The organism is Calothrix sp. PCC 7507, from assembly GCF_000316575.1.
Classification (GTDB): domain Bacteria; phylum Cyanobacteriota; class Cyanobacteriia; order Cyanobacteriales; family Nostocaceae; genus Fortiea.
In genome coordinates, this window is sequence record NC_019682.1 from 526699 (window position 1) to 550085 (window position 23387).

Annotated in this window: 26 protein-coding genes and 1 other RNA gene; 19 read left to right on the forward strand and 8 right to left on the reverse strand. The window is 42.1% G+C overall.

All coding sequences use genetic code 11. The annotated features are described in order from the left end of the window. Window positions 1–4: 4 nt before the first annotated feature. Window positions 5–535, forward strand: coding sequence for a hypothetical protein (locus tag CAL7507_RS02365; RefSeq protein WP_042341152.1), 531 nt, complete (start codon window positions 5–7; stop codon window positions 533–535). Window positions 536–838: 303 nt separating this feature from the next. Here CAL7507_RS02365 and CAL7507_RS02370 read toward each other — a convergent pair whose 3' ends face one another. Beyond that, entirely contained in the window at window positions 839–1561 is a 723-nt protein-coding gene (locus CAL7507_RS02370; protein WP_015126820.1) for a 2-phosphosulfolactate phosphatase, read from the reverse strand. 195 nt (window positions 1562–1756) lie between these two features. Beyond that, window positions 1757–2410, reverse strand: coding sequence for a hypothetical protein (locus CAL7507_RS32605; RefSeq protein ID WP_201447875.1), 654 nt, complete (start codon window positions 2408–2410; stop codon window positions 1757–1759). 201 nt (window positions 2411–2611) lie between these two features. On the opposite strand from CAL7507_RS32605, the gene CAL7507_RS02380 reads away from it, so the two are divergent. Beyond that, a complete protein-coding gene (locus CAL7507_RS02380; RefSeq protein ID WP_042341108.1) occupies window positions 2612–3115 on the forward strand; it encodes a helix-turn-helix domain-containing protein in 504 nt (167 codons plus the stop codon). A 34-nt stretch (window positions 3116–3149) separates the two neighbouring features. Continuing rightward, on the forward strand, window positions 3150–3815 hold the full coding sequence (locus tag CAL7507_RS02385) for a transposase (protein ID WP_236556786.1): 666 nt from the start codon (window positions 3150–3152) through the stop codon (window positions 3813–3815). Here CAL7507_RS02385 and CAL7507_RS02390 read toward each other — a convergent pair. From CAL7507_RS02390 to CAL7507_RS02400, 3 genes are read right to left on the reverse strand one after another with little or no spacing between them, the layout of a single operon-like run. Next, on the reverse strand, window positions 3778–4383 hold the full coding sequence (locus CAL7507_RS02390) for a hypothetical protein (protein ID WP_015126821.1): 606 nt from the start codon (window positions 4381–4383) through the stop codon (window positions 3778–3780). The genes CAL7507_RS02385 and CAL7507_RS02390 overlap by 38 nt on opposite strands. Further along, window positions 4380–5177, reverse strand: a complete 798-nt coding sequence (locus tag CAL7507_RS02395; protein WP_015126822.1) for a PP2C family serine/threonine-protein phosphatase — start codon at window positions 5175–5177, stop codon at window positions 4380–4382. Before CAL7507_RS02395 ends, CAL7507_RS02390 begins: the two co-directional genes overlap by 4 nt. A 10-nt stretch (window positions 5178–5187) precedes the next feature. Further along, window positions 5188–5847 carry a VWA domain-containing protein gene (locus CAL7507_RS02400; protein WP_015126823.1) on the reverse strand — a complete coding sequence of 220 codons (660 nt, stop codon included), beginning with the start codon at window positions 5845–5847 and terminating at the stop codon, window positions 5188–5190. Between the two features lie 264 nt (window positions 5848–6111). Between CAL7507_RS02400 and CAL7507_RS02405 the strand changes: the two genes are divergently transcribed. The 11 genes from CAL7507_RS02405 to CAL7507_RS02455 all read left to right on the forward strand — a co-directional run bounded on the left by CAL7507_RS02405 (window position 6112) and on the right by CAL7507_RS02455 (window position 15141). Continuing rightward, window positions 6112–6528, forward strand: a complete 417-nt coding sequence (locus CAL7507_RS02405) for a XisH family protein (protein WP_015126824.1) — start codon at window positions 6112–6114, stop codon at window positions 6526–6528. Next, the gene (locus CAL7507_RS02410) at window positions 6516–6845 is read left to right on the forward strand and encodes a XisI protein (protein ID WP_015126825.1); all 330 of its coding nucleotides are present in this window, start codon (window positions 6516–6518) and stop codon (window positions 6843–6845) included. Before CAL7507_RS02405 ends, CAL7507_RS02410 begins: the two co-directional genes overlap by 13 nt. Window positions 6846–6927: 82 nt before the next feature. Continuing rightward, window positions 6928–8112 carry a class I SAM-dependent methyltransferase gene (locus tag CAL7507_RS02415; protein ID WP_015126826.1) on the forward strand — a complete coding sequence of 395 codons (1185 nt, stop codon included), beginning with the start codon at window positions 6928–6930 and terminating at the stop codon, window positions 8110–8112. 387 nt (window positions 8113–8499) lie between these two features. Next, window positions 8500–8940, forward strand: coding sequence for an ATP synthase subunit I (locus CAL7507_RS02420; protein ID WP_042341726.1), 441 nt, complete (start codon window positions 8500–8502; stop codon window positions 8938–8940). 173 nt (window positions 8941–9113) lie between these two features. Next, complete coding sequence (atpB, locus tag CAL7507_RS02425) at window positions 9114–9878, forward strand: F0F1 ATP synthase subunit A (RefSeq protein WP_015126828.1); 765 nt, start codon at window positions 9114–9116, stop codon at window positions 9876–9878. Between the two features lie 378 nt (window positions 9879–10256). Beyond that, window positions 10257–10502, forward strand: a complete 246-nt coding sequence (atpE, locus tag CAL7507_RS02430; RefSeq protein ID WP_015112744.1) for an ATP synthase F0 subunit C — start codon at window positions 10257–10259, stop codon at window positions 10500–10502. Between the two features lie 103 nt (window positions 10503–10605). After that, window positions 10606–11037 (forward strand): F0F1 ATP synthase subunit B', encoded by a 432-nt coding sequence (locus CAL7507_RS02435; protein ID WP_015126830.1) that lies wholly within the window; start codon window positions 10606–10608, stop codon window positions 11035–11037. A gap of 162 nt (window positions 11038–11199) precedes the next feature. Then, window positions 11200–11760, forward strand: coding sequence for a F0F1 ATP synthase subunit B (locus CAL7507_RS02440; protein ID WP_015126831.1), 561 nt, complete (start codon window positions 11200–11202; stop codon window positions 11758–11760). Next, the gene (gene atpH / locus CAL7507_RS02445) at window positions 11757–12311 is read left to right on the forward strand and encodes an ATP synthase F1 subunit delta (protein WP_015126832.1); all 555 of its coding nucleotides are present in this window, start codon (window positions 11757–11759) and stop codon (window positions 12309–12311) included. The genes CAL7507_RS02440 and atpH overlap by 4 nt, the downstream gene beginning before the upstream one ends. A 218-nt stretch (window positions 12312–12529) precedes the next feature. After that, the gene (gene atpA, locus CAL7507_RS02450; protein ID WP_015126833.1) at window positions 12530–14047 is read left to right on the forward strand and encodes a F0F1 ATP synthase subunit alpha; all 1518 of its coding nucleotides are present in this window, start codon (window positions 12530–12532) and stop codon (window positions 14045–14047) included. A gap of 146 nt (window positions 14048–14193) precedes the next feature. After that, window positions 14194–15141: a F0F1 ATP synthase subunit gamma gene (locus CAL7507_RS02455; protein ID WP_015126834.1), complete on the forward strand. Its 948-nt coding sequence runs from the start codon at window positions 14194–14196 to the stop codon at window positions 15139–15141. A gap of 85 nt (window positions 15142–15226) precedes the next feature. Here CAL7507_RS02455 and CAL7507_RS02460 read toward each other — a convergent pair whose 3' ends face one another. Next, entirely contained in the window at window positions 15227–15994 is a 768-nt protein-coding gene (locus tag CAL7507_RS02460) for a hypothetical protein (RefSeq protein WP_015126835.1), read from the reverse strand. A 131-nt stretch (window positions 15995–16125) separates the two neighbouring features. Next, a complete protein-coding gene (locus CAL7507_RS02465) occupies window positions 16126–16338 on the reverse strand; it encodes a hypothetical protein (protein WP_015126836.1) in 213 nt (70 codons plus the stop codon). 154 nt (window positions 16339–16492) lie between these two features. Here CAL7507_RS02465 and CAL7507_RS02470 point away from each other — a divergent pair, with 154 nt between their 5' ends. Continuing rightward, window positions 16493–16771: a DUF1778 domain-containing protein gene (locus CAL7507_RS02470; protein ID WP_015126837.1), complete on the forward strand. Its 279-nt coding sequence runs from the start codon at window positions 16493–16495 to the stop codon at window positions 16769–16771. A 6-nt stretch (window positions 16772–16777) separates the two neighbouring features. Continuing rightward, the gene (locus CAL7507_RS02475; RefSeq protein ID WP_015126838.1) at window positions 16778–17275 is read left to right on the forward strand and encodes a GNAT family N-acetyltransferase; all 498 of its coding nucleotides are present in this window, start codon (window positions 16778–16780) and stop codon (window positions 17273–17275) included. A gap of 3 nt (window positions 17276–17278) precedes the next feature. Here CAL7507_RS02475 and CAL7507_RS02480 read toward each other — a convergent pair whose 3' ends face one another. Beyond that, entirely contained in the window at window positions 17279–17854 is a 576-nt protein-coding gene (locus tag CAL7507_RS02480) for a Uma2 family endonuclease (RefSeq protein ID WP_042341730.1), read from the reverse strand. An 89-nt stretch (window positions 17855–17943) separates the two neighbouring features. On the opposite strand from CAL7507_RS02480, the gene ssrA reads away from it, so the two are divergent. The 3 genes from ssrA (at window position 17944) to CAL7507_RS02490 (ending at window position 22720) form a co-directional block, all read left to right on the forward strand. Further along, window positions 17944–18334: a transfer-messenger RNA gene (gene ssrA / locus CAL7507_RS30405) on the forward strand. A 750-nt stretch (window positions 18335–19084) separates the two neighbouring features. Further along, window positions 19085–20824, forward strand: a complete 1740-nt coding sequence (locus tag CAL7507_RS02485; protein ID WP_015126841.1) for a diflavin flavoprotein — start codon at window positions 19085–19087, stop codon at window positions 20822–20824. Window positions 20825–21007: 183 nt separating this feature from the next. Beyond that, window positions 21008–22720 (forward strand): diflavin flavoprotein, encoded by a 1713-nt coding sequence (locus CAL7507_RS02490; protein ID WP_015126842.1) that lies wholly within the window; start codon window positions 21008–21010, stop codon window positions 22718–22720. Window positions 22721–23387 lie beyond the last annotated feature (667 nt).

Here is a 23387-nt window from a genome sequence, read left to right on the forward strand (position 1 = left end):
ACTCATGCTTAAAAGTAATAAATTTAACTTCGTCTACCATGCTGCTATGTCTACTCTCGCGGTGAGTTTGGCTATTGCGCCCGCCAACGCCCTACCAGGACAAAACATTAAAACTGTCTTGAATTGGGCAAAGACAAAACCTCAACTACCCACTCTCACTTACAGCAGCGAAGCTCATGGTTATGGTGGTAACAAAGGAAACCTGTATTTTTATGCGGATGTTCCAGAACAAAATGGCACCGTCACCAAAGAAGGAATCACCTTTAGTGGTGACTCCAGCATCAAATTCACCACAAAAAATGCCAAAGCACTAAAGCTACTAGAAAATATTTATAGCTCCAACATTGCTAACGATTTCCAAAAGTCTCGCTATGTGACAAAAGTCGGTCGTGACCAGTTTTATCGGGGTCAAAAATATGGTTACATCACTGCTGCAGTCCAAAATGGAACTAATTTGCAGATAATTCCTTTGAGTAAACTACAAGAGTTTATCGATAGTGCCAAATATTGCCAAACTCATCAATGTGACTTGTAAAAACTATAAACTGTAGGGGCAAACAACCGATTGCCCTCAAATTGGTAAAATTCTTTTGAGAAATCACCTTAGGTGGGTCAACATGAAGATTTTACGTCAGTCAATAACAGTGATTGCGGCTACATAGTTTGGAGTTTCAGCTAGCGTTATACCAGTGCAAGCCAATCCTGAATTCATGAAAGAATACAGTGACAAAATGCGTGAAAAACACCTAACTTCACTGGGTTATGAAGCCTAATACAGCAGTTTTTATTCCAGACTTAAAAGACGTGCAAGACTCAAAAATTCTTGATTCTGAGTCTTTTACCCAGCTTTCTTGTAAGCATCGTTAGTAAATAAGGGTACACACTCACTAACGTTATAAACCGCTGCAATTTCCACATCAGGCTCAAACCCTTTTGCAATCAACTCTTTACCGGAACTACATTTTTTCAAGTAGCCTAATAAATCCTCTTGGAAAGCCTGAAATGTAGCCACAGCAGTTGCTGCTTCGGGTGATAAACTGCCAGGTAAATAACTGAGAATTGCCCCAGCGCCAATCAAATCCTCAAATGCAGGTCGAAGGCTACCATCATCTTTCCATCTCTCACCAGCAGGAATTACAGCAACTTTGTTACCGTACCTTTGAGCAAACTTTGCCACCGCTTGGCAATTTCGCAAACAGCCAGCCAGAGTTGGTGTTTTCCCTGTCTGTAAAGTTAAAAAAGAACCATTGGGTGAAGGTAAAACTAGTTTAGTTCCAGCGGGAATTTGCGCTATTGATTTTGGAGAGAGAGAATATTGAGTCGTTGTAGACCATCTATGGCTGGCTAATTCTGCCTGTAGTGATTTTGCATAATCTACAACTGATTCATCTCTCATTGCATAGGGAAAAATAATCGCACCGTTGTTAGTAGCAATTTCTACACAGGTAGAAAAAGATAGAACATCAACTATGACAATGACATCACTAATAGCAGCGAGTTGAGTAACTCCTTGTGGTCCCCACTCACAGCGTAAGTCAAACTCTGATTGATCGTAAATCATAAGAGCGATCGCCAACAACAGTATGATAAAAATCAAACCACAAATTAACCAAGTCAGTGTAAATAATTAAAGATTTGTAGTCAGAACTTTAGTGCTACTTTCACGACTAAAACCCAAAACTCTTTGAAAGCTATTATCGTGATCACAATTAGTAGAAAATTCTTGTTTGAAAATAGTTTATAAGAACAGTAGATATTACAGTCTACGAATCAAACAAAAGCAAAGCCAAACAAAATAAAACCAAGCAAACCAACCCAGCATAATAGACCAACCACCAACCAAAAAAGAAAATAATCCAATCCCAATAATAACCAACTTTGCGATATTTTCTATAATATCTTCTATGATTTTATCTGTGGTAGTTAATTCAGAAAGAGCAGATTGTTGTTTTGGGCTAGCAATTTCTATAATTTTATCTACAGCAAAAGCCTTAGGTTGTGATATTGATTCAAGAACAGCAGCTTTTTTTGGTCTAGCAAAGCCAGGAAATATATCAACACCAAGTTTTATAGAGCGATCGCACCAATAACACTTACCATAAGTTCGGCTGTAGTAGTGGCTGTTTACCTTTCCACAGATAGTCAACTTATTGACAGCAAGTCTGAGCGCTTTTACCCAATCCCCAGCAGTTGGACGCAAGTTAGGATTTTTATAACCATCGTTAAAGCATTTGAGAAAACATCGCTGAACCTCTGGGTGAACGATCTCAAGAGGAATTGTTATTTCTACAAGTCGAAATGGACTACTTGGTGTATACAGCCATAAACCCTGACGGATAAGTTCATTGTTTTCTGGAATTTCCCCCGCACCTATCCACTTTCCTGTAAAAGGAGTTTGACCACCAAACAACAACTGATAGATAATCACTGCTAACCGGAAGTGATCATGTACTTCCGTTTGATCAGTGCTATCAAAATCTTTGCCAATCAGTTCTGGTGGTGTAAAGCCTTCTGAACCAACTAGTACAAGACGGCGGAAGTAAGCCGAGTATTATATGGGATAATTAAGTCAGTAGATGAAAAGCTTTGTTTGGTGACAAAGAATCAGGGTATGGCAAGATTAGCTCCAAAAGAATTAAGTTTGAGTGATAGTGAGCAGAATGAACTACAAGAGTTGATAAAGGGACATAAGACAGCACAGCAAATCGTCATCCGAGCCAAAATTATTCTTCTGGCATCATCAGGGAAAAATAACGGCGAAATTGCTCGAATATTAGAGATTAGTCTAGATATGACTCGTTTATGGCGAAAGCGATGGTTGGAGACAGAGGGAGCAAAATTATCAGCTTTTCAAAGATTACAAGATCAAGAGCGTACTGGCGCACCAGTAAAATTTAGCATGGAACAAGTAATAGAGTTGTTTGCGCTTGCCTGTTCGCCGCCAGAAGATTACGGTCGGACAATAAGTCACTGGACATCTAGAGAACTGACAGATGAAATTACAAAACAAGGGATTATCGAAAGTATATCTGTTCGCCATGTGGGAAGACTATTAGAAGAAGCTCAATTGAAGCCACACCAAAGTCGGTACTGGCTGACTCCCCCCCCTGGATGAAAAATTTGATGCAAAAGTTGAAGATATTACAGATTTGTATTTAAATGCGATTGACCGTCATCTAAAGGGGGAACGCACAATATCTATTGATGAGATGACAGGTATTCAAGCTACTGAGCGCATAGAAAAAGACTTACCAATGCGACCGGGCAAAGTTGAAAGAAGGGAATTTGAATATATTCGTCACGGTACGCAAACCTTGATAGCCAGTTTCGATGTTGCCACTGGTCAAATTATCAGACCAACTTGTGGAGATTCCAGAACAGAAGTTGATTTTATCTTTCATATTCATCAAACTATTGCCACTGACCCCAATGCGAAAAAATGGCATTTAATTATGGATTGCCTGAACACTCATCAATCGGAGTCCTTAGTTCGTTTTGTTGCACAAATTGAAGGTTTAAACATCAACCTTGGCATTAAGGGTAAAAGTGGCATCCTCAAATCAATGAAATCTCGTGCAGCTTTTTTAAGTGACCCCACACATCAAATCGTTTTCCATTACACACCACTACATTCTTCTTGGCTCAACCAAATTGAAATTTGGTTTAGTATTTTGGTACGGAAGTTACTAAGAAGAGCCAGTTTCCAGAGTCAGGATGATCTCAAAACTAGAATTCTTGCTTTTATTGACTACTTTAATCAAACAATGGCTAAACCTTTCAAGTGGACATATAAGGGTAAAGTTTTGGCTGTTTAATACTCGGTTTATTTCCGCCGTCCTGTACTAGACAACGATAAACCTTATTGTTTTTCGGATTCCGAACCTGAAAAGAATCAGTATCAATTATTGAAGGTAAAGCGCGATCGTTTACAAGAATATTTTGCGGCTTGATGTCACCCAAAACATAGCCAGAAGCGTGAATTGCTTCAATAATTGAGGCGATATTCATTGCCGTTGTGTGGAGAAAACGCCAATCAACCTCAAGTTTCAAAGCTTTACGACGCTTGGTATTGTATATATCAATAAGTTCTTTCGCTTCCTTAATTTCCGGCATCAAAAAGCCTACACAATTACCTTGAGCATCTTTTAGTACCGACTTAGGCCAAGCAAAAGAAATATGATTGAGGTGAGAGTTTGGCTCTTTGGGTCGGTGAGCTATCATCACCGCCAACTTTTGCACACGATCAGGAGTTTGCGAATGGTAAATTTTCGCTAAGTAACCATTGCGATTTGTTTGCCAAACCTTTGCTTCACCACTATTAGCTATGGGTTCACCCAGCAGAGTAATCGATTGACCCGTACTGGCACAGGTGAGAACTCTCATCGAATTTTACTCTCATCAAATAAGCACAAAAGTAAGGTTTTATCATCGTCGGTGCGAGAATTTAGCCGTTCTGAGTTGAGGAATTCCGTCAGATATTTATCTTCTTCCTCCTCACTAACAGGTTCCTGCAAGTATTCCTCCAAAGGTTTAAAGAAAGGCGAGAAGGGTTCCCAGTCGCTCAAACGAATTGCTACTTTTTCTAGTCCATCAGTGGAAGCACAAATAAACTCTTGTTTTTCAGAAATAACCTCTACCTGCATTTCTTTGACTGCATTTGTTGAGGTAATAAAAGTTGTTTCATTGACAAATTCACCTTTATCTGGCTGAAATAACAGCTTATATTCTGACTCTTGGGAACGCATTACAATAAATCCATCCCCAATTTGCATAGCTGCAACCCATTCAGGAGTCGCAATGAAAACCAACAATGTACAAGCTAAATCATTGACAGAATAATCTTCTTTGGCTGCTTGCCTAACTAACTCAACAATTACCTTGTTTACAGTTTTAGTAAATAATTTATCGGCTTCTGTTTGTGAAAGTATTTGAGAAAAATTTTGCCAACAATGTTGACGCTTGCGAAGATATCCACTAATTCTTGAGAGATATTTAAGTGCCGTTTCTACAGCCAACTTAGAACCAACATCAGAATGTTTAGCACTACCAGCACCATCAGCAACCGCACCTACAATCACATCCTTAAAGATGCGATAACCCCCATAATCTTGACAAACTATCCCCTGATTTTGATGACTTGTTCCAATCGCGGAACGCGCAACAGCTTTCCAATTCACAAAATTTCCTCTAACTCGTAATTTGACCCCATCCCATAGCTGGTAAAGCTACAGCTTGCCCTACTTTGCCACTAGAAACCCGTTTCATCGAAGTAGAAAGCCAGACAAACAAATCACGAAAATCTAAGCCATTTAGCGTAACTGGTGGACGTTCAGGTGGGGAAATTTGTTTGAGGATATTCATATCAGCACCCTTGACACCAACTGCAAAAAATGAGAGTCGGCTTTGTGCTTCTGCTTGTCTCAATCTTTGCGCGGCTGAATTCCAGGAGTCTGATGGCGCTCCGTCTGTAATCAAAAACACCCAGGGACGATAATAGAGAATACCGTTGTCTTTATAAGTCTGTTTCCGGTTTTCTAGAAAATCCAAAGCATACTCAATCGCTGCACCCATTGGGGTAACACCATCTACTTCCAATATAGGCGGTGTAAATTGGTCAATCGTCACAAAGTCTTGCGTGAGTTTAACTATAGGTCCAAATGTGATCATGGACACTTCCACACTCAGCGATGCTTGGGAATCTCTCAGCACATCTTCCTTAAAAGCCGCCAACCCTAGATTTAATTCTTGGATAGGTTGACCAGACATAGAGCCAGAAGTATCAAGTAAAAGAATTACAGGGCAACGATTTTCTGGATTTTCGACGAATTCAGGCAATCCTACAGGCATTCGATGCTCCTGATTGAGTAAATTAAGCTACTAAATACTTAAACCCAATTCTATTAGCTAATAGATACTAGAACACTAGTGTTTTTACTGAAACAACTTCCCTACTTGAAATATATGGGCTGATAGCGATCACAATTATTTGTCTACCTAAAGTGTTCATCATTCGATAAACTCAGAATTGCTGCAATATTGTTCCAGAAATGTCAGACTCCCAAATCTTTAGTGCATTTGTTGCCAAACTCTACGATACCTATCTACTTCCCTATGCCATCTAAAGATATATTCCATCAATCTGTCCGCACTGCTTTAGAAAAAGATGGTTGGATGATTACCCATGACCCACTGCATCTGAAAGTTGATGACATTGAATTTTTTGTAGATTTAGGAGCAGAAAGACTATTAGCAGCACAAAAACAAGGATATAAAATAGCTGTGGAAGTTAAATCCTTTATAGGTGCTTCGGGCGTAACGGAATTTCATCTCGCTTTAGGTCAAATCCTGAATTATCGGCTAGCATTAAGAAAAGAAGAACCAGAACGCATTCTATATCTAGCTATTAGCCAAGATACATACCAAGACTTTTTCTCTCGTCAATTTATTCAAGATTCTTTAAAAGAATATCAAATTAAGCTTTTAATTTTTCATTCCTTAAGTCAGGAAATTGTTTTATGGAAAGAATAAGTTACTCTCAAATCATTCAAGATATTTTACGGAACCATTCCGCTAATGACGTGGCTAATGGCACAGATGTTCAATTACTATTTGACGCAGAACGCCATCATTATCAAGTCTTAAATATTGGCTGGAAAGAACAACGGAGAATTTATGGAGTCATCATTCATGTCGATATCCAAGACAACAAAATTTGGATACAAAGAGATGGTACAGAAATCGGCATTGCTAACGAATTAATTGCTGCTGGAGTACCTAAAGAAGATATTGTATTAGGATTTCATGCTCCTTATAAACGCCAATTTACTGACTTTGCTGTTGGATAAGTAGTAGGAAATAGGCAGTAGTAACTTTTGCCCTAATCATCCACTATCAGCTAAACTCGAAACTGCTGCGTTATTCCTGATCATGTCCGATTCTCAAACCGTTAGTGCTGCTGTTGCTAAACTTTACGACACCTACCCATTTCCCCCAGAACCCCTGCTGGATGAACCACCACCGGGGTACAATTGGCGGTGGAATTGGCTAGCAGCTTATAACTTTTGTACTGGACAGAAGCCGCAAAGACAGGATATTCGGATTTTAGATGCAGGCTGTGGCTCTGGTGTAGGTACAGAATATTTGGTGCATCTTAACCCCCAAGCCCAAGTTATCGGCATTGACCTGAGTGCTGGTACGTTGGAAGTGGCGAAGGAACGCTGCAAACGTTCTGGGGCAGACCGTGTCGAGTTTCATCATCTCAGCTTGTATGATGTAGAACAACTTCCTGGGGAGTTTGATTTAATTAACTGTGTGGGTGTTCTGCACCATACACCAGACCCGATTCGTGGTATTCAAGCCTTAGCGAAAAAATTAGCACCAGGTGGCTTGATGCACATTTTTGTCTACGGGGAATTGGGCCGCTGGGAAATTCAACTCATGCAAAAAGCGATCGCCCTCATCCAAGGTGATAAAATAGGCGACTATCGCGATGGTGTGCAAGTCGGGCGGGAAATCTTTGCATCGCTTCCAGAAAAGAACCGCATTCTCAAGCGAGAACAAGAACGTTGGTCAATGGAAAACCATCGGGATGAAAACTTTGCTGATATGTATGTCCATCCCCAGGAAATTGACTACAACATTGAGACGTTATTTGAATTAATTGATGCTTCTGGCTTAGAGTTTATCGGCTTCTCAAATCCTGGTTTTTGGCAATTGGAGCGACTTTTGAGCAAAGCACCAGAGTTGATCGAACGGGCTAAAGGATTGAGCGATCGCCAACGTTATCGCCTGATAGAATTACTAGACCCAGAAGTTAGCCATTATGAATTTTTCCTCGGTCGTCCTCCCCTGATCAAAGCTGACTGGTTAGACGATAATGCCCTATTACAAGCAGTTCCCGAACTTAATCCTTGTATTGAAGGATTTCCTAGTCAGTGTGTATTCAATTACGACTACCAACTGGTCAATTTGTCAACAGCAGAGTTTGAGTTTCTCTCCCAGTGTCATGGTTCGTCAACAGTAGCAGAGATTTTAGCAAGTGTGGAATTAGGTTTAGATCGAGTCAGAACCTTACTTAAACAGCAGATGATTTTGTTGACACCAGGTCAATAATTTAGTGAGAGGCGCAGGCGATCGCCCATCACAACAGATGGGCAAATTTGAGTTAAAGTAAAATGTGTACACAGTCAACGCATCGTCGCATCTAGGCAACCCATAACTTGGAGCTTTACAGAATTTACCAATGCTGCGATCTGCAAAAGCCTTGACAGAACCACGACTAATTGAGCAAGTAAATTACTCAAAGTAGTTAGGGATGGGTAAAGATTCTGGTACAAACTCCACCCGTAGTGGTAGATTTCTTACCCAGTCACCAATCCCCAGTCACCAATCCCCAGTTCCCTTCATTGTTTTTTCCTAAAGTATTGTTACCGGATCGTGATATGATTCAGCTGACTGAATGTGCAGTCATCATCTTTAACTGTACTGGTTTCAAGTCCCGTGAGCTTGTCAGACGAATCAACTGCACCCACTCCGACAACACAACAAGATGCTAAAACTGATTCTGAAGACACAGAATCAGGTAACTCCATGCAAGAGTTCCATCAACTCTTCCAGCGATTGTTGGTAATCACGCTTGTCTTGACGGGGGTTATTTTTATCTCTGTGTGGATTTTTTATTCCTTGAACATTGCCCTGAATTATTTAATTGGGGCGTGTACAGGTGTGGTTTACTTAAAAATGCTGGCTAAAGACGTTGAGCAGCTCGGTAATGAGAAAACCCGTCTGAGCAAAACTCGTTTGGCTCTGTTTATGGGAGTAATGATCGTGGGAACTCAATGGCGTGAGTTACAGATTCTACCTATATTTTTGGGATTTCTAACTTACAAAGCCACGCTCATCGTCTATATGGTGCAAATTGCGTTCATTCCTGATTCTTAAATTCAGTCAACAGTCAACAGTTATCAGGCCTGTGGTGAGGGATTTAAACCCGCCACCGATTGTTACCCAAGGGACACAACTGATAACTGAATAACTGATAACTGTTTACTGTTAAAAGTCAGGCTCACAAAGACAATAATCCCATCCTCGTTCGTTGGGGAAATGCTTGAAGAATGCAAATGCTTAGTGTCTTAAACGCCTTTAATTCTTTTCCCCTCGCCTCATTAGAAGTAGGTCATCATTTCTATTGGCAGTTGGGCAATCTGAAAATTCATGGGCAAGTTTTTCTTACCTCGTGGTTTGTGATTAGCATTCTAGTAATAGCTTCCATAGCTGCTACTCGGAACGCCCAAAGAATTCCCAAAGGCATCCAGAATTTGATGGAATATGCCCTAGAATTTATTCGGGATCTCGCGAAAAACCAACTGGGTGAGAAAGAGTACCGCCCCTGGGTGCCATTCATCGGCACATTGTTCTTGTTTATCTTCGTATCGAACTGGTCAGGTGCGCTAATTCCCTGGAAGCTAATCAAGCTACCTTCAGGTGAATTGGCAGCTCCCACTAATGACATCAATACGACTGTAGCATTGGCACTGCTGACCTCTTTAGCGTACTTTTACGCGGGTTTCAGCAAGAGAGGTTTAGGCTACTTTAAGAAATATATAGAGCCAACTCCTATTCTGTTGCCGATCGCCATTCTTGAAGATTTCACTAAGCCCCTCTCCCTGAGCTTCCGTCTATTTGGCAATATATTAGCGGATGAATTGGTAGTAGCGGTGCTAGTACTACTGGTTCCTCTATTTGTACCTCTGCCCGTAATGGCTTTAGGTTTGTTTACCAGTGCCATTCAAGCCTTGGTTTTTGCTACCCTAGCTGGGGCATACATTCATGAGGCACTAGAGGGACACGGTGAAGAAGAGCATGAGGAAGCACATTAAAATCAGTGAACAGTGGACAGTTATCAGTAAAGAGTGATTCTTCTCTACGAGAGGCTGCGCCCTAAGCGTTGGCGCAGCCTCTCCGACAGGAGAAGCTATGCCGTTGGCGAAGCCTCTCGTAGAGAAGGCTTTACGACTTAAGAGCGGGACGCTGCTCGCGTTTCCTCACTACGAGGTAACTGATAACTGATAACTGATAACTGAATTAGCGTCCCTCAGTTGATGTAATGTTAGATTTTGGATGCCCGTTTCGGATTCAATTCAAAATCTGAAATCGGCAATCTAAACACAAAAATTGTTCACTTTGTACTCAAGGTAAGGAAAATCAACATGGCTCCATTAATTTCTGCTTCTTATGTTCTTGCTGCAGCAACAGGCATTGATCCATTAGTTTCTGCTGCTTCAGTTCTAGCTGCTGCTCTAGCCATCGGTTTAGCTGCAATCGGTCCTGGTATTGGTCAAGGAAATGCTGCCGGTCAAGCAGTGGAAGGTATCGCCCGTCAACCAGAAGCAGAAGGCAAAATTCGGGGTACTCTGTTGTTAACCTTGGCTTTCATGGAATCCCTAACAATCTATGGTCTAGTTATTGCCCTAGTGTTGTTGTTTGCTAACCCCTTTGCGTAATAGCACTTAAAAATTTTGTGAATGTGGAGACGTGAAGCATCACGCCTCTACAATCAAAAAATTTTGCGTGTTGAGTCGTTTACTCCAGCCAAAGAGGAGAGAAATGTTTGATTTCAATGCTACCTTGCCCTTAATGGCATTGCAGTTCCTGCTATTGGCAGCCTTGTTGAATGCAATTTTCTATAAGCCACTGACCAAGGTACTAGACGATCGCGATAGTTACATCCGAACGAATACCCTTGAGGCCAAGGAAGGCTTGGCAAAAGCGGAACGCCTAGCCAAGGAATATGAGCAGCAGCTAGCAGAAGCGCGCAGACAATCGCAAGCTACTGTAGAAGCAGCTCAAGCTGAAGCCAAGAAAATTACTGCCGATAAAATCGCTGAGGCTCAAAAAGAAGCGCAGTCTCAACGAGAACAAGCTGCTGTAGAAATAGAGCAACAAAAGCAGGAAGCTTTGCATACCTTAGAGCAACGAGTTGATGCTCTAAGCAGGCAGATTCTAGAAAAACTATTAGGACCAACTCCAGTTAGATAGTCTAACAAGACTGGTTCTGTGAAAACATACACGCAACTGGGTACTAATCTCAGAGCGCTTAATTAAGTGTCAAAAAAAGGCACTTTTTCCCTTCGGGGAAAAACACTTGATTTCCCAGAAGGGAAAATACATTGTATTAGAAAGCGAGCAGCGCACTTGTAGATGGGTATCATGGGCACAATCTTATTACTTGCCGCAGAAAACTCTGAATTGGCAGAAGGCGCAGCCGAAGGTGGTTTCGGTCTAAATATAGACATTTTTGAAACCAACCTGATCAATCTAGCGATTCTGATAGGCATATTATTCTACTTCGGACGTAAAGTTTTAAGCAATATCCTGAGCGAGCGACAATCCAATATTGCCACCGCCATTCAGGAAGCAGAAGGGCGCTTAAAAGAGGCAAAGATTGCCCTGGGACAAGCACAAGAGCAGTTGACCCAGTCCCAAGCTGAGGCTCAACGCATCCGCAAAGCTGCTGAAGAAAATGCCCAAAAAGCAAAAGAAGCCTTGTTAGCGAAAGCAGCACAAGACGTAGAACGCTTGAAGCAAACAGCAGCAGCGGACTTGAACAGCGAAACAGAAAGAGCGATCGCCCAACTGCGGCAGCTAGTAGTAGCTCAAGCACTGGAGAAAGTCGAGACAGAACTCAAAAGTGGGATTGCCGACGATGCTCAACAAAGTTTAATTGACCGCAGCATCGCACAACTGGGAGGTAGAGTATGACCAGTAAGGTAGCAACAGCCGAAGTCGCCCAGCCTTATGCACAAGCACTGTTGTCAATCGCCCAGTCGAAAAGCTTAACAGAACAGTTTGGCGAAGACGCACGTGTTTTGCTGAACCTACTCTCAGGCAATCAACAGCTACGGAACTTCATCGACAATCCCTTTACTCAGGCTGAGAGCAAAAAAGCTCTAATCAGACAAATACTTGGTGAAAGCACTAGCCCCTACCTCCGCAATTTTTTGCTGATATTGGTAGACAAACGGCGCATTGCTTTCTTGGAACCAATTTTACAGCAGTATATAGTGCTGTTGCGGCAGCTGAATCAAACCGTATTAGCGGAAGTTAGTTCAGCCGTTCCCCTCACAGAAGCTCAACAGCAAACAATCATCGAAAAGGTGATCGCCATCACCAATGCTCGTCAGGTAGAACTAGCAACCAAGATAGACAGCAGCTTAATTGGTGGTGTGATCATTAAAGTCGGTTCCCAGGTAATTGACGCCAGTTTACGTGGTCAGTTACGCCGCCTAGCCTTGAGTCTAACTAGTAGCTAGAAAGTCAAAAGTCAAAAGTCAAAAGTCAAAAGTAATCTAGATCAACTTTTGTACTTTTAACTCATAATTCTCAACTCTTAACTTCTAATTATTAACGTAAGTTGCTAATTATGTTAGTGAATGTTGGTAATCGGGAGATGTGGAGGGAGAATAACCTTTGACTCTTGACCCTAACCCTCGAAATTCTCCCATCTCGAAAGAACACAAATTATAGACACATGAGCATTTCAATTAGACCTGACGAAATCAGCAGTATCATCCAACAGCAAATCGAGCAATACGACCAAGAAGTCAAAGTTGCTAACGTTGGTACAGTACTACAAGTTGGTGACGGTATCGCCCGGATCTATGGACTAGAAAAGGCAATGGCTGGTGAGCTATTGCAATTTGAAGACGGTACAATTGGTATCGCTCAGAACTTAGAAGAAGACAACGTGGGCGCAGTGCTCATGGGTGAAGGGCTGAAGATTCAAGAAGGTAGCACAGTTACCGCCACAGGTAAAATCGCTCAGGTAGGTGTGGGCGAAGCCTTGATTGGTAGAGTAGTAGACGCCTTAGGTCGCGCGATTGACGGTAAAGGCGACCTGAAAACCACAGAAACCCGTTTGATTGAATCTCCCGCACCTGGTATTATTGCCCGTCGGTCAGTACACGAACCCCTGCAAACAGGTATCACAGCCATCGACTCGATGATTCCCATCGGACGGGGTCAGCGGGAATTGATCATTGGGGACCGTCAAACTGGTAAAACAGCGATCGCCATTGACACCATCATCAACCAAAAATCAGAAGACGTAATTTGCGTCTACGTCGCCGTTGGTCAAAAAGCCTCCACCGTTGCTAACGTGGTGCAGACATTGCAAGAAAAAGGCGCACTAGACTATACCATCGTCGTCGCCGCTAGTGCCAGTGAACCAGCAACACTACAATTCCTCGCCCCCTATACAGGCGCAAGCATCGCTGAGTACTTCATGTACAAAGGCAAAGCTACTCTGATCATTTACGATGACCTCTCCAAGCAAGCCCAAGCTTATCGTCAAATGTCCTTGCTACTACGTCGTCCACCTGGACGGGAAGCTTACCCTGGAGACGTATTCTACATCCACTCCCGCTTATTGGAACGGGCAGCTAAATTGAGCGACGAACTGGGTAAAGGTAGCTTGACCGCCTTACCAATTATCGAAACCCAAGCAGGCGACGTTTCAGCATACATCCCCACCAACGTGATTTCCATCACCGACGGTCAAATATTCCTCTCTTCTGACCTGTTCAACGCTGGTATCCGTCCCGCTGTGAACCCAGGTATCTCAGTATCCCGCGTGGGTTCTGCGGCTCAAACCAAGGCAATGAAAAAAGTTGCCGGTAAAATTAAATTGGAACTAGCGCAATTTGACGACCTGCAAGCCTTCGCGCAGTTTGCTTCCGACTTAGATAAAGCCACTCAAGACCAGTTAGCACGGGGTCAACGGTTACGGGAACTCCTGAAACAGCCACAAAACTCTCCACTCTCCGTATACGAGCAAGTAGCGATTCTATACGCTGGTATCAACGGTTACTTGGATGACATTGCTGTAGATAAAGTCACCACTTTCACCAAAGGTCTAAGAGAATACTTAAAGACAGGCAACCCTCAGTACGCGCAAGCAGTACAAGCATCAAAAGCCCTGGGTGACTCAGAAGAAGCTGCTTTGAAGACAGCATTAACTGAGTATAAAAAAGTATTCCAAGCAGCGTAAACAAGTGCTGAGTGATGAGTGCTGAGTGCTGAGTCAGGAGAGGAGTGAAGAGTTAAGCAACAGCAAATTCCCAATTCCTATAAGACTTAATATTCAGCATCGTCCGTCACTCAGGACTCGGAACTCAGGACTCAGAACTTAAGAATATGCCCAATCTTAAAGCAATACGCGATCGCATTCAGTCGGTCAAAAACACCAAAAAAATCACAGAAGCCATGCGGCTGGTAGCAGCTGCTAGAGTACGTCGCGCCCAAGAGCAAGTAATCGCTACCCGCCCCTTTGCTGATCGTTTGGCACAAGTACTGTATGGCTTGCAAACCCGTCTCAAGTTTGAAGATGCAGACCTACCCCTGCTGAAAAAACGCGAAGTCAAAACCGTAGGGTTGCTAGTCATTTCTGGCGATCGGGGTCTGTGCGGCGGTTACAACAGTAACATCATCCGTCGTGCGGAAAACCGTGCCAAAGAACTACAAGCAGAAGGCGTAAATTATAAATTCGTACTGGTAGGACGTAAAGCCATCCAGTACTTCCAACGCCGCAACCAACCCATAGATGCTACCTACACTGGTTTGGAGCAAATTCCTACCGCAGCCGAGGCTAACAAAATTGCCGACGAACTCCTTTCCTTGTTTTTGTCACAAAGCGTAGACAGGATTGAGTTAATCTACACCAAATTTGTCTCTCTAGTTAGCTCTCGTCCTGTAGTGCAAACCTTGCTTCCCCTAGATCCACAAGGTTTAGAAGCGGGCGATGATGAAATCTTCCGCCTCACAACCCGTGGCGGTCAATTTCAAGTCGAACGGGAAAAAGTGACCACTCAAGCTCGTCCCTTGGCTCGTGATATGATTTTCGAGCAAGACCCCGTGCAAATTCTCGATTCTTTATTGCCCCTATATTTAAGTAACCAGTTATTGCGGGCGCTACAAGAATCAGCCGCTAGTGAACTAGCCGCACGGATGACAGCTATGAACAACGCCAGCGATAACGCCGGTGAGTTGATTAAAACCCTGTCATTGTCTTACAACAAAGCCAGACAAGCCGCTATTACCCAAGAACTGCTTGAGGTTGTTGGTGGTGCTGAAGCACTGACTTAAAACTCAATTGCTAACTATAACTAATAGCTAATTGCTGGTAAATTTCAAACTAGCGATTAGCTATTTTTGCTTTTCCATATTAATATCACTTATTTTCTTTGCGTTTTTTAAGAATATTTATTAATCTAGATGCACATTGTTTTGCCTTTTCCAGTGTGTCACATTCATTTGCTGAAACCCGTTCTACAATAGCTCCCTCATGAGTGAGCATAGTTAAACGTTCATGAGCTTGTGCAGGTAATTCACGATGAAAAGTATCACCGTCAACCTGAACAATCATTGTTATTCCATGTTTAATAATTAAAAAATCTGGTTCAACACGACGATAGTGTTCACCTCCTTGAATAAATACAGGAAGGGGTGCAAAAGGGACTCCAAGTATCTTGAACGCTTGATAAAGGTAAATTTCTGGTTGAGAACGGAATAACAGTCCATCACAAAACTTACTCGCAATGTTATCTGACCGCACACGTCCTTGATTGTTAATACCTTGTCCTTCTGTAAAAGCTTTTGCTTTTTCTCTCCATTGATCATCGCTTGATAACATTGGTGAGATAGAAACCGATCTAACGTACCAATTTTTCATATATGGGTTTAGTAAATAAGATACTTTTTCTAAAATTTTATTTTCTAATTTATCTCGTTCATCCACAATTTGGCTAAATAAATAAGCAGGAATTGTTAGGTAAAAATGATAAATTTCAGTTCCACCGTTCCAATTATCATAATCTACATTTTCAATTTTTGCATTTGCCTCTGCGAGTATTGCTACTTGCTTTGTACAACCTTCATTTGCAAAAAGACTGGTCAAAGTTGCCATTAATGGATCTAAATTATTAAAATCAAATTCCATATATAAATAGCAATTAACTGAATAAATTTAAAAAAATCTCAACCTCTTGCTAGGAGAACCTGATGTTTTATTGAGGATATTCCTAGTCAAGAACGATAGTTATGAATATAGGAATCATCTTTGATTTACAATCAGAGATTCATATTTCGACTGTCAATTAACTTTTTAGCCTCAGCTAATACTACTTCATATCCACCATAAATCTTCCCCACAGGTAAAAGAGGTTGTCCGGTTTGCCCTATACTGAAAGTCCAATATTGCTCACCAGTCATTTTTTCAACTGGAGTTCGTTCAATTTGTATTGAATACCCATTATATTCAATAATGTCGTAACTGTTTACCATTTTTTAGTACAAAAATACTAAATAATACTGGTTATTAAAATATCATTAGTCAATAAAAAAATCAACTTACAGAGCGATCGCCACCAACTATTGTCAGGACAATGTGTGTATGCTAGCTTAGATATTGAGAGGAAAATCTATCTCAAGTTAAATTATGAGTCACTCAGCGGAGTCTAAAACCGAACGCATAGATATTCGGACAAATTCCCATGTCAAAAAACTCTTGCAGCAAGCAGCGGCTGCAAGTCATAAAAATGTGAGTGAGTTTTTGTTAGAACACGGTTTAATTGCTGCTCAAAATGCTTTAACAAATCGTCAGGTCTTTGCCCTAGATGATGAGCAATGGCAAGCTTTTCAAAATGCCCTTGATGCACCCACAACAGACAAACCGCGTTTGCGTCGTCTATTAACTGAGCCGAGCGTATTTGAGTAATTTCCCTTGCATAATCTATATATTGAGAAGTTATCATCTTCCCATAATCTTCAAAATTTTGATTGTGGCAAACCTGCTTTAAATAATTTTTTAATTAATTACGCTTTACAAAATCAACAATCTGATAGTTCAAAAACTTATGTAGCTTGTGTTGATAATAATGTAATTGGTTACTATACTCTCACAGTAGCGTCTGTTATCCATCAGGATGCGCCACCTCGCATAATTAAAGGATTGCCAAAATATCCTGTACCTGTAGCTCTTTTAGCGCGTTTAGCAGTCAGCAAAGATTTTCAAGGTCAGAGAATAGGCAGTGGTTTATTAAAAGACTGTCTCAAACGTGTAAATGCAGCCGCAGATATTTTAGGGATTCGTGCATTGCTAGTTCATGCTCAAGATGAGCAAGCAAGAGGGTGGTATGAAAATTTTGATTTTGAACCTAGTCCGACTGACCCTTTACATTTATTTTTAATGTTGAAGGATATTCGGAACATATTAGGGTAATTCCTAACCTCGTGACACAAAGAGACGTGCTACTTCACTCTTAAAGTTAGGCAACAATGGCGATGTAATCAAATCATCTACTAGTAATGTCGTCACCAGTTGTAACTGAGCATTGTCTCGTCGATAGACTTCAATTCTTTGAGCGATGCGATCGACAATCCAATACTCCTGCACTCCCTGAACTGAATACAATTTCAACTTAGCTAATCGATCGCGCTCTTCATTGGCTTTTCCTGGAGATAGCACTTCTACTACTAATTCTGGCGCTCCGCGAAAATGCCCAGCTTCATCTTGAATTTGCGCTAACCGTTCATAACTCACCCACACCACATCAGGAGATACATTATCGGAGTCCGAAAAAATCAGTCCTGGCATAATAGAGGCTTCTCCTAAACCACTATCTAAAGACCAATCATCTAAAACGGCAAAGATTCGACCTGTCGTCTGCTGATGTTTATAGTGGGGCGATCGCACCGCAAACAATTCTCCATCAATAATTTCATAACGAATCCATTCGTTATCAGGTAACGCTGCCACATCTTGACTTGTCCAGCGAACTCTGTCTGTAGTTTGGCTCATCACAGTTAAGGGTGCGGAATTGAATATTTCCTTGTCATCTTGTAACACATTTTGCTGATCGCGAACTATAATATAGATATAGAACGCATGGGTCCGTCACGGTTTCGACAGGTTGGCGAACGCTACTCTGTGATTCAGGTCGAGAGTGAGTCTCCTCTCGCAAATCAAAGGCTCAAACAAAAAGTAAATGCGAATAACATCGTTAGCTTTGCTCGTAAGGACGCTCTAGTAGCTGCCTAAAACGCCTCTTATAGGTTCGAGCGTCTCTAGTTTGACTCCGTTAAGGATTAGAGACCAAACCCCAACGGATGCTCTAGTAAGCGTTCTCTGGTTGGCTTGCTGGCTAAGATTAAATCAGAGCATCCTACGTTCGGGATAATGGACGATTCCCGCCTTGAGGGTCAGATAGGCTAAACCTGTGAATGAGCGGGGGGTTAATACCCAATTTGGACAGCAGTTCGACTCTGCTCGGATCCACTAAGAATAATTAACAAATCCGCCTACACATTAACGTGTCAGGTGGATTTTTTTGATAGTAGTTTTCATATCAGTGACACACAAAGGGCAGGGAAACCCGCCTTCTTGATTCTTGCCACATCCATCAGCCTCGAAACCTTTTGAAGAACACTTCAGGAAATAGAATCGGGATCTACACCAAGCGATCGCCAGCGTTCTGCTAATAATTGAGCGCGTTGCTGTGCTTGCTTGGCCTGACGATCACCCCAAGTCATTGCTAAGAGAGCTTTGAGTAAACCAGGAATTAAATCTTGTAGTTATTTATCCACCAAGGTATCGTCAGAGTCGGGCATTTCCTCGGATGAGGGTAAACAAGCTAATGGGTCGTACTTAAGCATGATGGATTTGGTGATGATCCTGCTTGCATGTACTTAATACCATAAATTATATCTATACCTTTTAAGGTTCAAATATTTACAACGGTAGGAAAAACTATACTTTTTGTTACGAAATTTATGTCACAAAACATAAAATATATATGATATGTGTGGGATTTTAAATTATGCCAAGAAATGTCAATATTTAAAAAGAAATACTTATAGAAAATTTAATTTATTAGTAGATATTTTGAATCATAAACTGTACAAAAAAACAGCATTATTTGCTACAACTTGATTTTTCGGAAAAATCAAATTCATTACAACTTGAAAAAAAGTTTATAGGCACAATGAGGGCAGAAAAACAATACTGTTTATTTGCGCTCGGAGACGAATAATGGTAGCGATGTCTACGACCGGCAATGCCCACGCAGAGAACGTTCAGCATCGGCTAACTATACAAACTGTAGAAATAGCCCCTAATACAACGGCGATTCGCTCTCTTGATTGGGATCGCGATCGCTTCGATATCGAATTCGGACTGCAAAACGGCACAACCTACAATTCATATCTAATTCAAGGTGAACAGACAGTTTTGGTGGATACTTCTCACCAAAAATTCCGTCATCTGTATTTAGAAACCTTAAAAAGCCTAGTTAATCCGAAAGCTATTGATTACATAATTGTTAGCCACACAGAACCAGATCATAGCGGTTTGGTGGAAGATGTCCTGCAGTTAGCACCTAGAGCGACGGTTTTAGCTTCTAAAATAGCCCTGCAATTTTTAGAAGGCTTAGTACACGATCCTTTTTCTAAGCGGATTGTCAAAAGTGGCGATCGCATAGACATCGGCAAAGGACACGAAATAGAATTCGTGAGTGCGCCTAACCTGCACTGGCCAGACACCATCTTCAGCTTTGATCGCAAAACCGAAATCATTTACACCTGTGATGCTTTTGGGATGCACTTCTGTGACGATCGCACCTTTGACGAAGACTTAGAAGCGATCGAAGCTGATTTTAGATTTTATTACGATTGTTTGATGGGACCCAATGCCCGCTCTTTGCTGAATGCGATGAAGCGGATGGGTGAACTGGGGAAAATAAAAATAATTGCCAATGGTCACGGGCCATTACTCTACCACCATCTCGATGTTCTCACCGAGTGCTATCAAAGTTGGAGCCAAAGACAAGCCAAGGCTGAAACCACCGTCGGCTTGTTTTATGTCTCAGAATACGGCTTTGGCGATCAGCTAGTTCAAGCAATTGGTGAAGGAATCCAGAAAACTGGAGTGGGGATCGAAATGATCGATCTGAGTTCCGCCGAACTTCAAGAAATCCAAGAACTTGCAGGTAGAGCAGCTGGCATTATTATTGGTATGCCACCAACTACCGCCGCTGCTGCTCAAGCTGGTATCAGTTCCTTGTTATCTGTCGTCAACAACAAGCAACCAGTTGGCTTATTTGAATGTTACGGCGGAGATGATGAACCCATTGATACACTCCGCAGAAAATTTATCGACTTGGGTGTGAAGGAAGCCTTTCCCGCCATTCGGATTAAAGAAGCTCCCACCGCCGCCACCTACCAGCTGTGTGCAGAAGCTGGAACAGACTTGGGACAAGTGCTGATGCGCGAACGCAACATCAAGCAAATCAAGTCCCTCGATGTGAACATGGAAAAAGCCTTAGGACGGATTAGCAACGGACTGTATATTGTCACCACCAAAAAAGGTGATGTGAGCAGTGCAATGTTGGCATCTTGGGTAAGTCAAGCGAGTTTACAACCCTTGGGATTCACAATTGCTGTGGCTAAAGACCGCGCTATTGATTCTCTCATGCAAGTAGGCGATCGCTTCGTCCTCAACGTTCTGGAAGAAGGCAATTTTCAAGAACTCAAGAAGCACTTCCTCAAACGCTTACCGCCTGGTGGCGACAGATTTGCTGGTGTGAAAACCCAAACAGCCAAAAACGGCTCACCAATTCTCACAGATGCACTTGCATACATGGAATGTGAAGTGCAAAGCAGCATCGAATGTAGCGACCATTGGATTTTATACTGCACAGTCCAAGAAGGTCGAGTTTCTAAATCTGATGGATTAACAGCAGTCCGCCACCGCAAAGTAGGTAATTACTACTAAAAGTCAGTGAACAGTTATCAGTAAACAGTAAACAGACTGATAACTGATAACTGATAACTGATAACTGATAACTGATTTCCCATGAGATTCTCAAATCTTCTTCACGGCGTCGTGCAATTCACTAAAAACTGGGTAAACCCTACCCGGTTTTTCCAAGTTTTTCACAACCTTCACCCAAAATCTATGACCAATTCCAAACCCCGTGACGTACAAGTTTTGCCCATTGCGACAAATACTAAGGTTCTCAGAGCGCGTAGTTGGTCACGTCTGCGGTTTGAAATTGAATATGCATTGGAAAGGGGCACCACTTCCAATTGCTATTTAATTGAAGGTGATAAAACTGCAATTATTGACCCACCAGCTGAAACCTTCACCGAAATTTATCTAGAAGCGTTGCAGCAGACTGTTAATGTGAAAAAGTTGGATTATATAATCTTGGGTCATTTTAATCCCAACCGAGTAGCAACCTACAAGGCGATTCTAGAATTAGCACCACAAGTAACTTTTGTTTGTTCTCTTCCTGGTGCCGCTAATTTGCGTAATACTTTCCCCGATGACACTCTAAATATCTTAGTGATGCGGGGGAAAGAAACGCTAGATTTAGGTAAGGGTCATGTTTTAAAATTCTTCCCTACTCCTAGTCCCCGGTGGCCGGAAGGACTTTGTAGCTATGACCAGCAAACCCAAGTTCTCTACACAGATAAGCTATTTGGCGTTCATATCTGCGCTGATGAAGTGTTTGATGATAATTGGGAAACATTCAAGGAAGACCAGCGCTACTATTATAACTGTCTGATGGCTCCCAATGCGCTACATGTAGAAGCAGCTTTGGAGAAAATCTCTGATTTGCAGGTGAGGATGTATGCAGTTGGTCACGGGCCTTTGGTACGCACCAGCTTAATTGAACTTACCAAAGCTTATGCCGATTGGAGCCACGCCCAAAGAACGCGGGAAATATCTGTGGCGCTGTTATATGCCTCAGCTTATGGCAACACTGCCACTTTAGCACAGGCGATCGCCCTCGGATTAACAAAGGGTGGAGTGGCTGTCAAATCAATCAACTGCGAATTTGCCCCACCTGATGAAATCCGCACTAATGTAGAACAGTGTGATGGCTTTATTATCGGTTCTCCCACGATTGGTGGTCACGCACCCACACCCATTCATACCGCTTTGGGAATTGTCCTGACAGTTGGTGACAACAGTAAACCCGCTGGGGTATTTGGTTCCTATGGCTGGAGTGGTGAAGCCTTTGACTTAATTGAAGGTAAACTCCGGGATGCTGGATATAAATTTGGCTTTGAAACCTTAAAAGTCAAATTTAAACCCGATGATGTCATGCTCAAGTACTGTGAAGAAGTGGGCACAGACTTTGCTCAAGCATTGAAAAAGGCGAAAAAAGTGCGCGTACCACAACAATCTGCAACTCCTTTAGAACAAGCCGTAGGGCGAATTGTTGGTTCTGTTTGTGTGCTTTCAGCAAAGCAAGGAGAGGTGTCTACGGGGATGCTGGGCGCTTGGGTATCTCAAGCTACCTTTAATCCACCAGGACTGACTATTGCGATCGCTAAAGAACGGGCGATCGAATCTCTCTTGTATCCAGGAGGCAAATTTGCGCTAAATATCCTGGAAGAAGGCAATCATCACGACTACACAAAGCACTTCCGCAAATCTTTCGCCCCAGGCGAAGACCGATTTGCTAGTTTCTCCACAGCAGTCGCAGATAACGGCTGTACAGTCCTCACAGATGCTCTAGCCTATCTGGAATGCTCAGTCAGCCAACGTCTAGAATGTGGCGATCACTGGGTTGTATACGCAACTGTCGATAACGGTAAGTTGCTGAAACCTGATGCCGTCACTGCCATCAACCATCGCAAGACTGGTACCCATTATTAGAAACTTAGCAGTTTAAGTAACTGTTCTATCAGGGCACAACAATGTTGTGCCTTGATCATGTTTTGTGTCTAACACTGTTCACTCATATAGCGGTTTCCGGTCGAATGCAATACAACAGAGGGCGGGAAAAACCTGCCCCTACGGGCTTTGCGATTTAAAACTGTATCTCACTGATCTGAAAACCGCTATAACCGTTCACTGATACTTTGACTTCGCTCAGTACAAGTAACTGTCCTAATATTCCGTAATTCTTACCAAGACAACGATAAAAATATTGTGTCATATATGACTATAGAGTCAGTATCTGGTTGTCCAGATATTAATTATATTAAATTTCTGGAGTTGCATATTTATCGGATGGGTATCTGGCTGTTCCGTTAATTTTTGATGGACAGCAGAGCGAAAAGGCAGTCAATAAAACTTTGTTAACTAAAGCCGCAGACTGTATTTCTCACAACCAATCATCCCTATTTTGTGCAACACCAAATTTCGCTTACTTTGACCACGTTTGTATATTATTTTGTTTTTACCATGAGTTCAAAACACCACAAAATTAAATTTCCTCTTTGGCATTATCTCAAGCAGCCGTTGTTTAATCCCTATACTAAATTTGTCGTGAATCCCCACCGTTTCGCTTCTATTTGGCGAATTCAACTTTTAGAGAGAT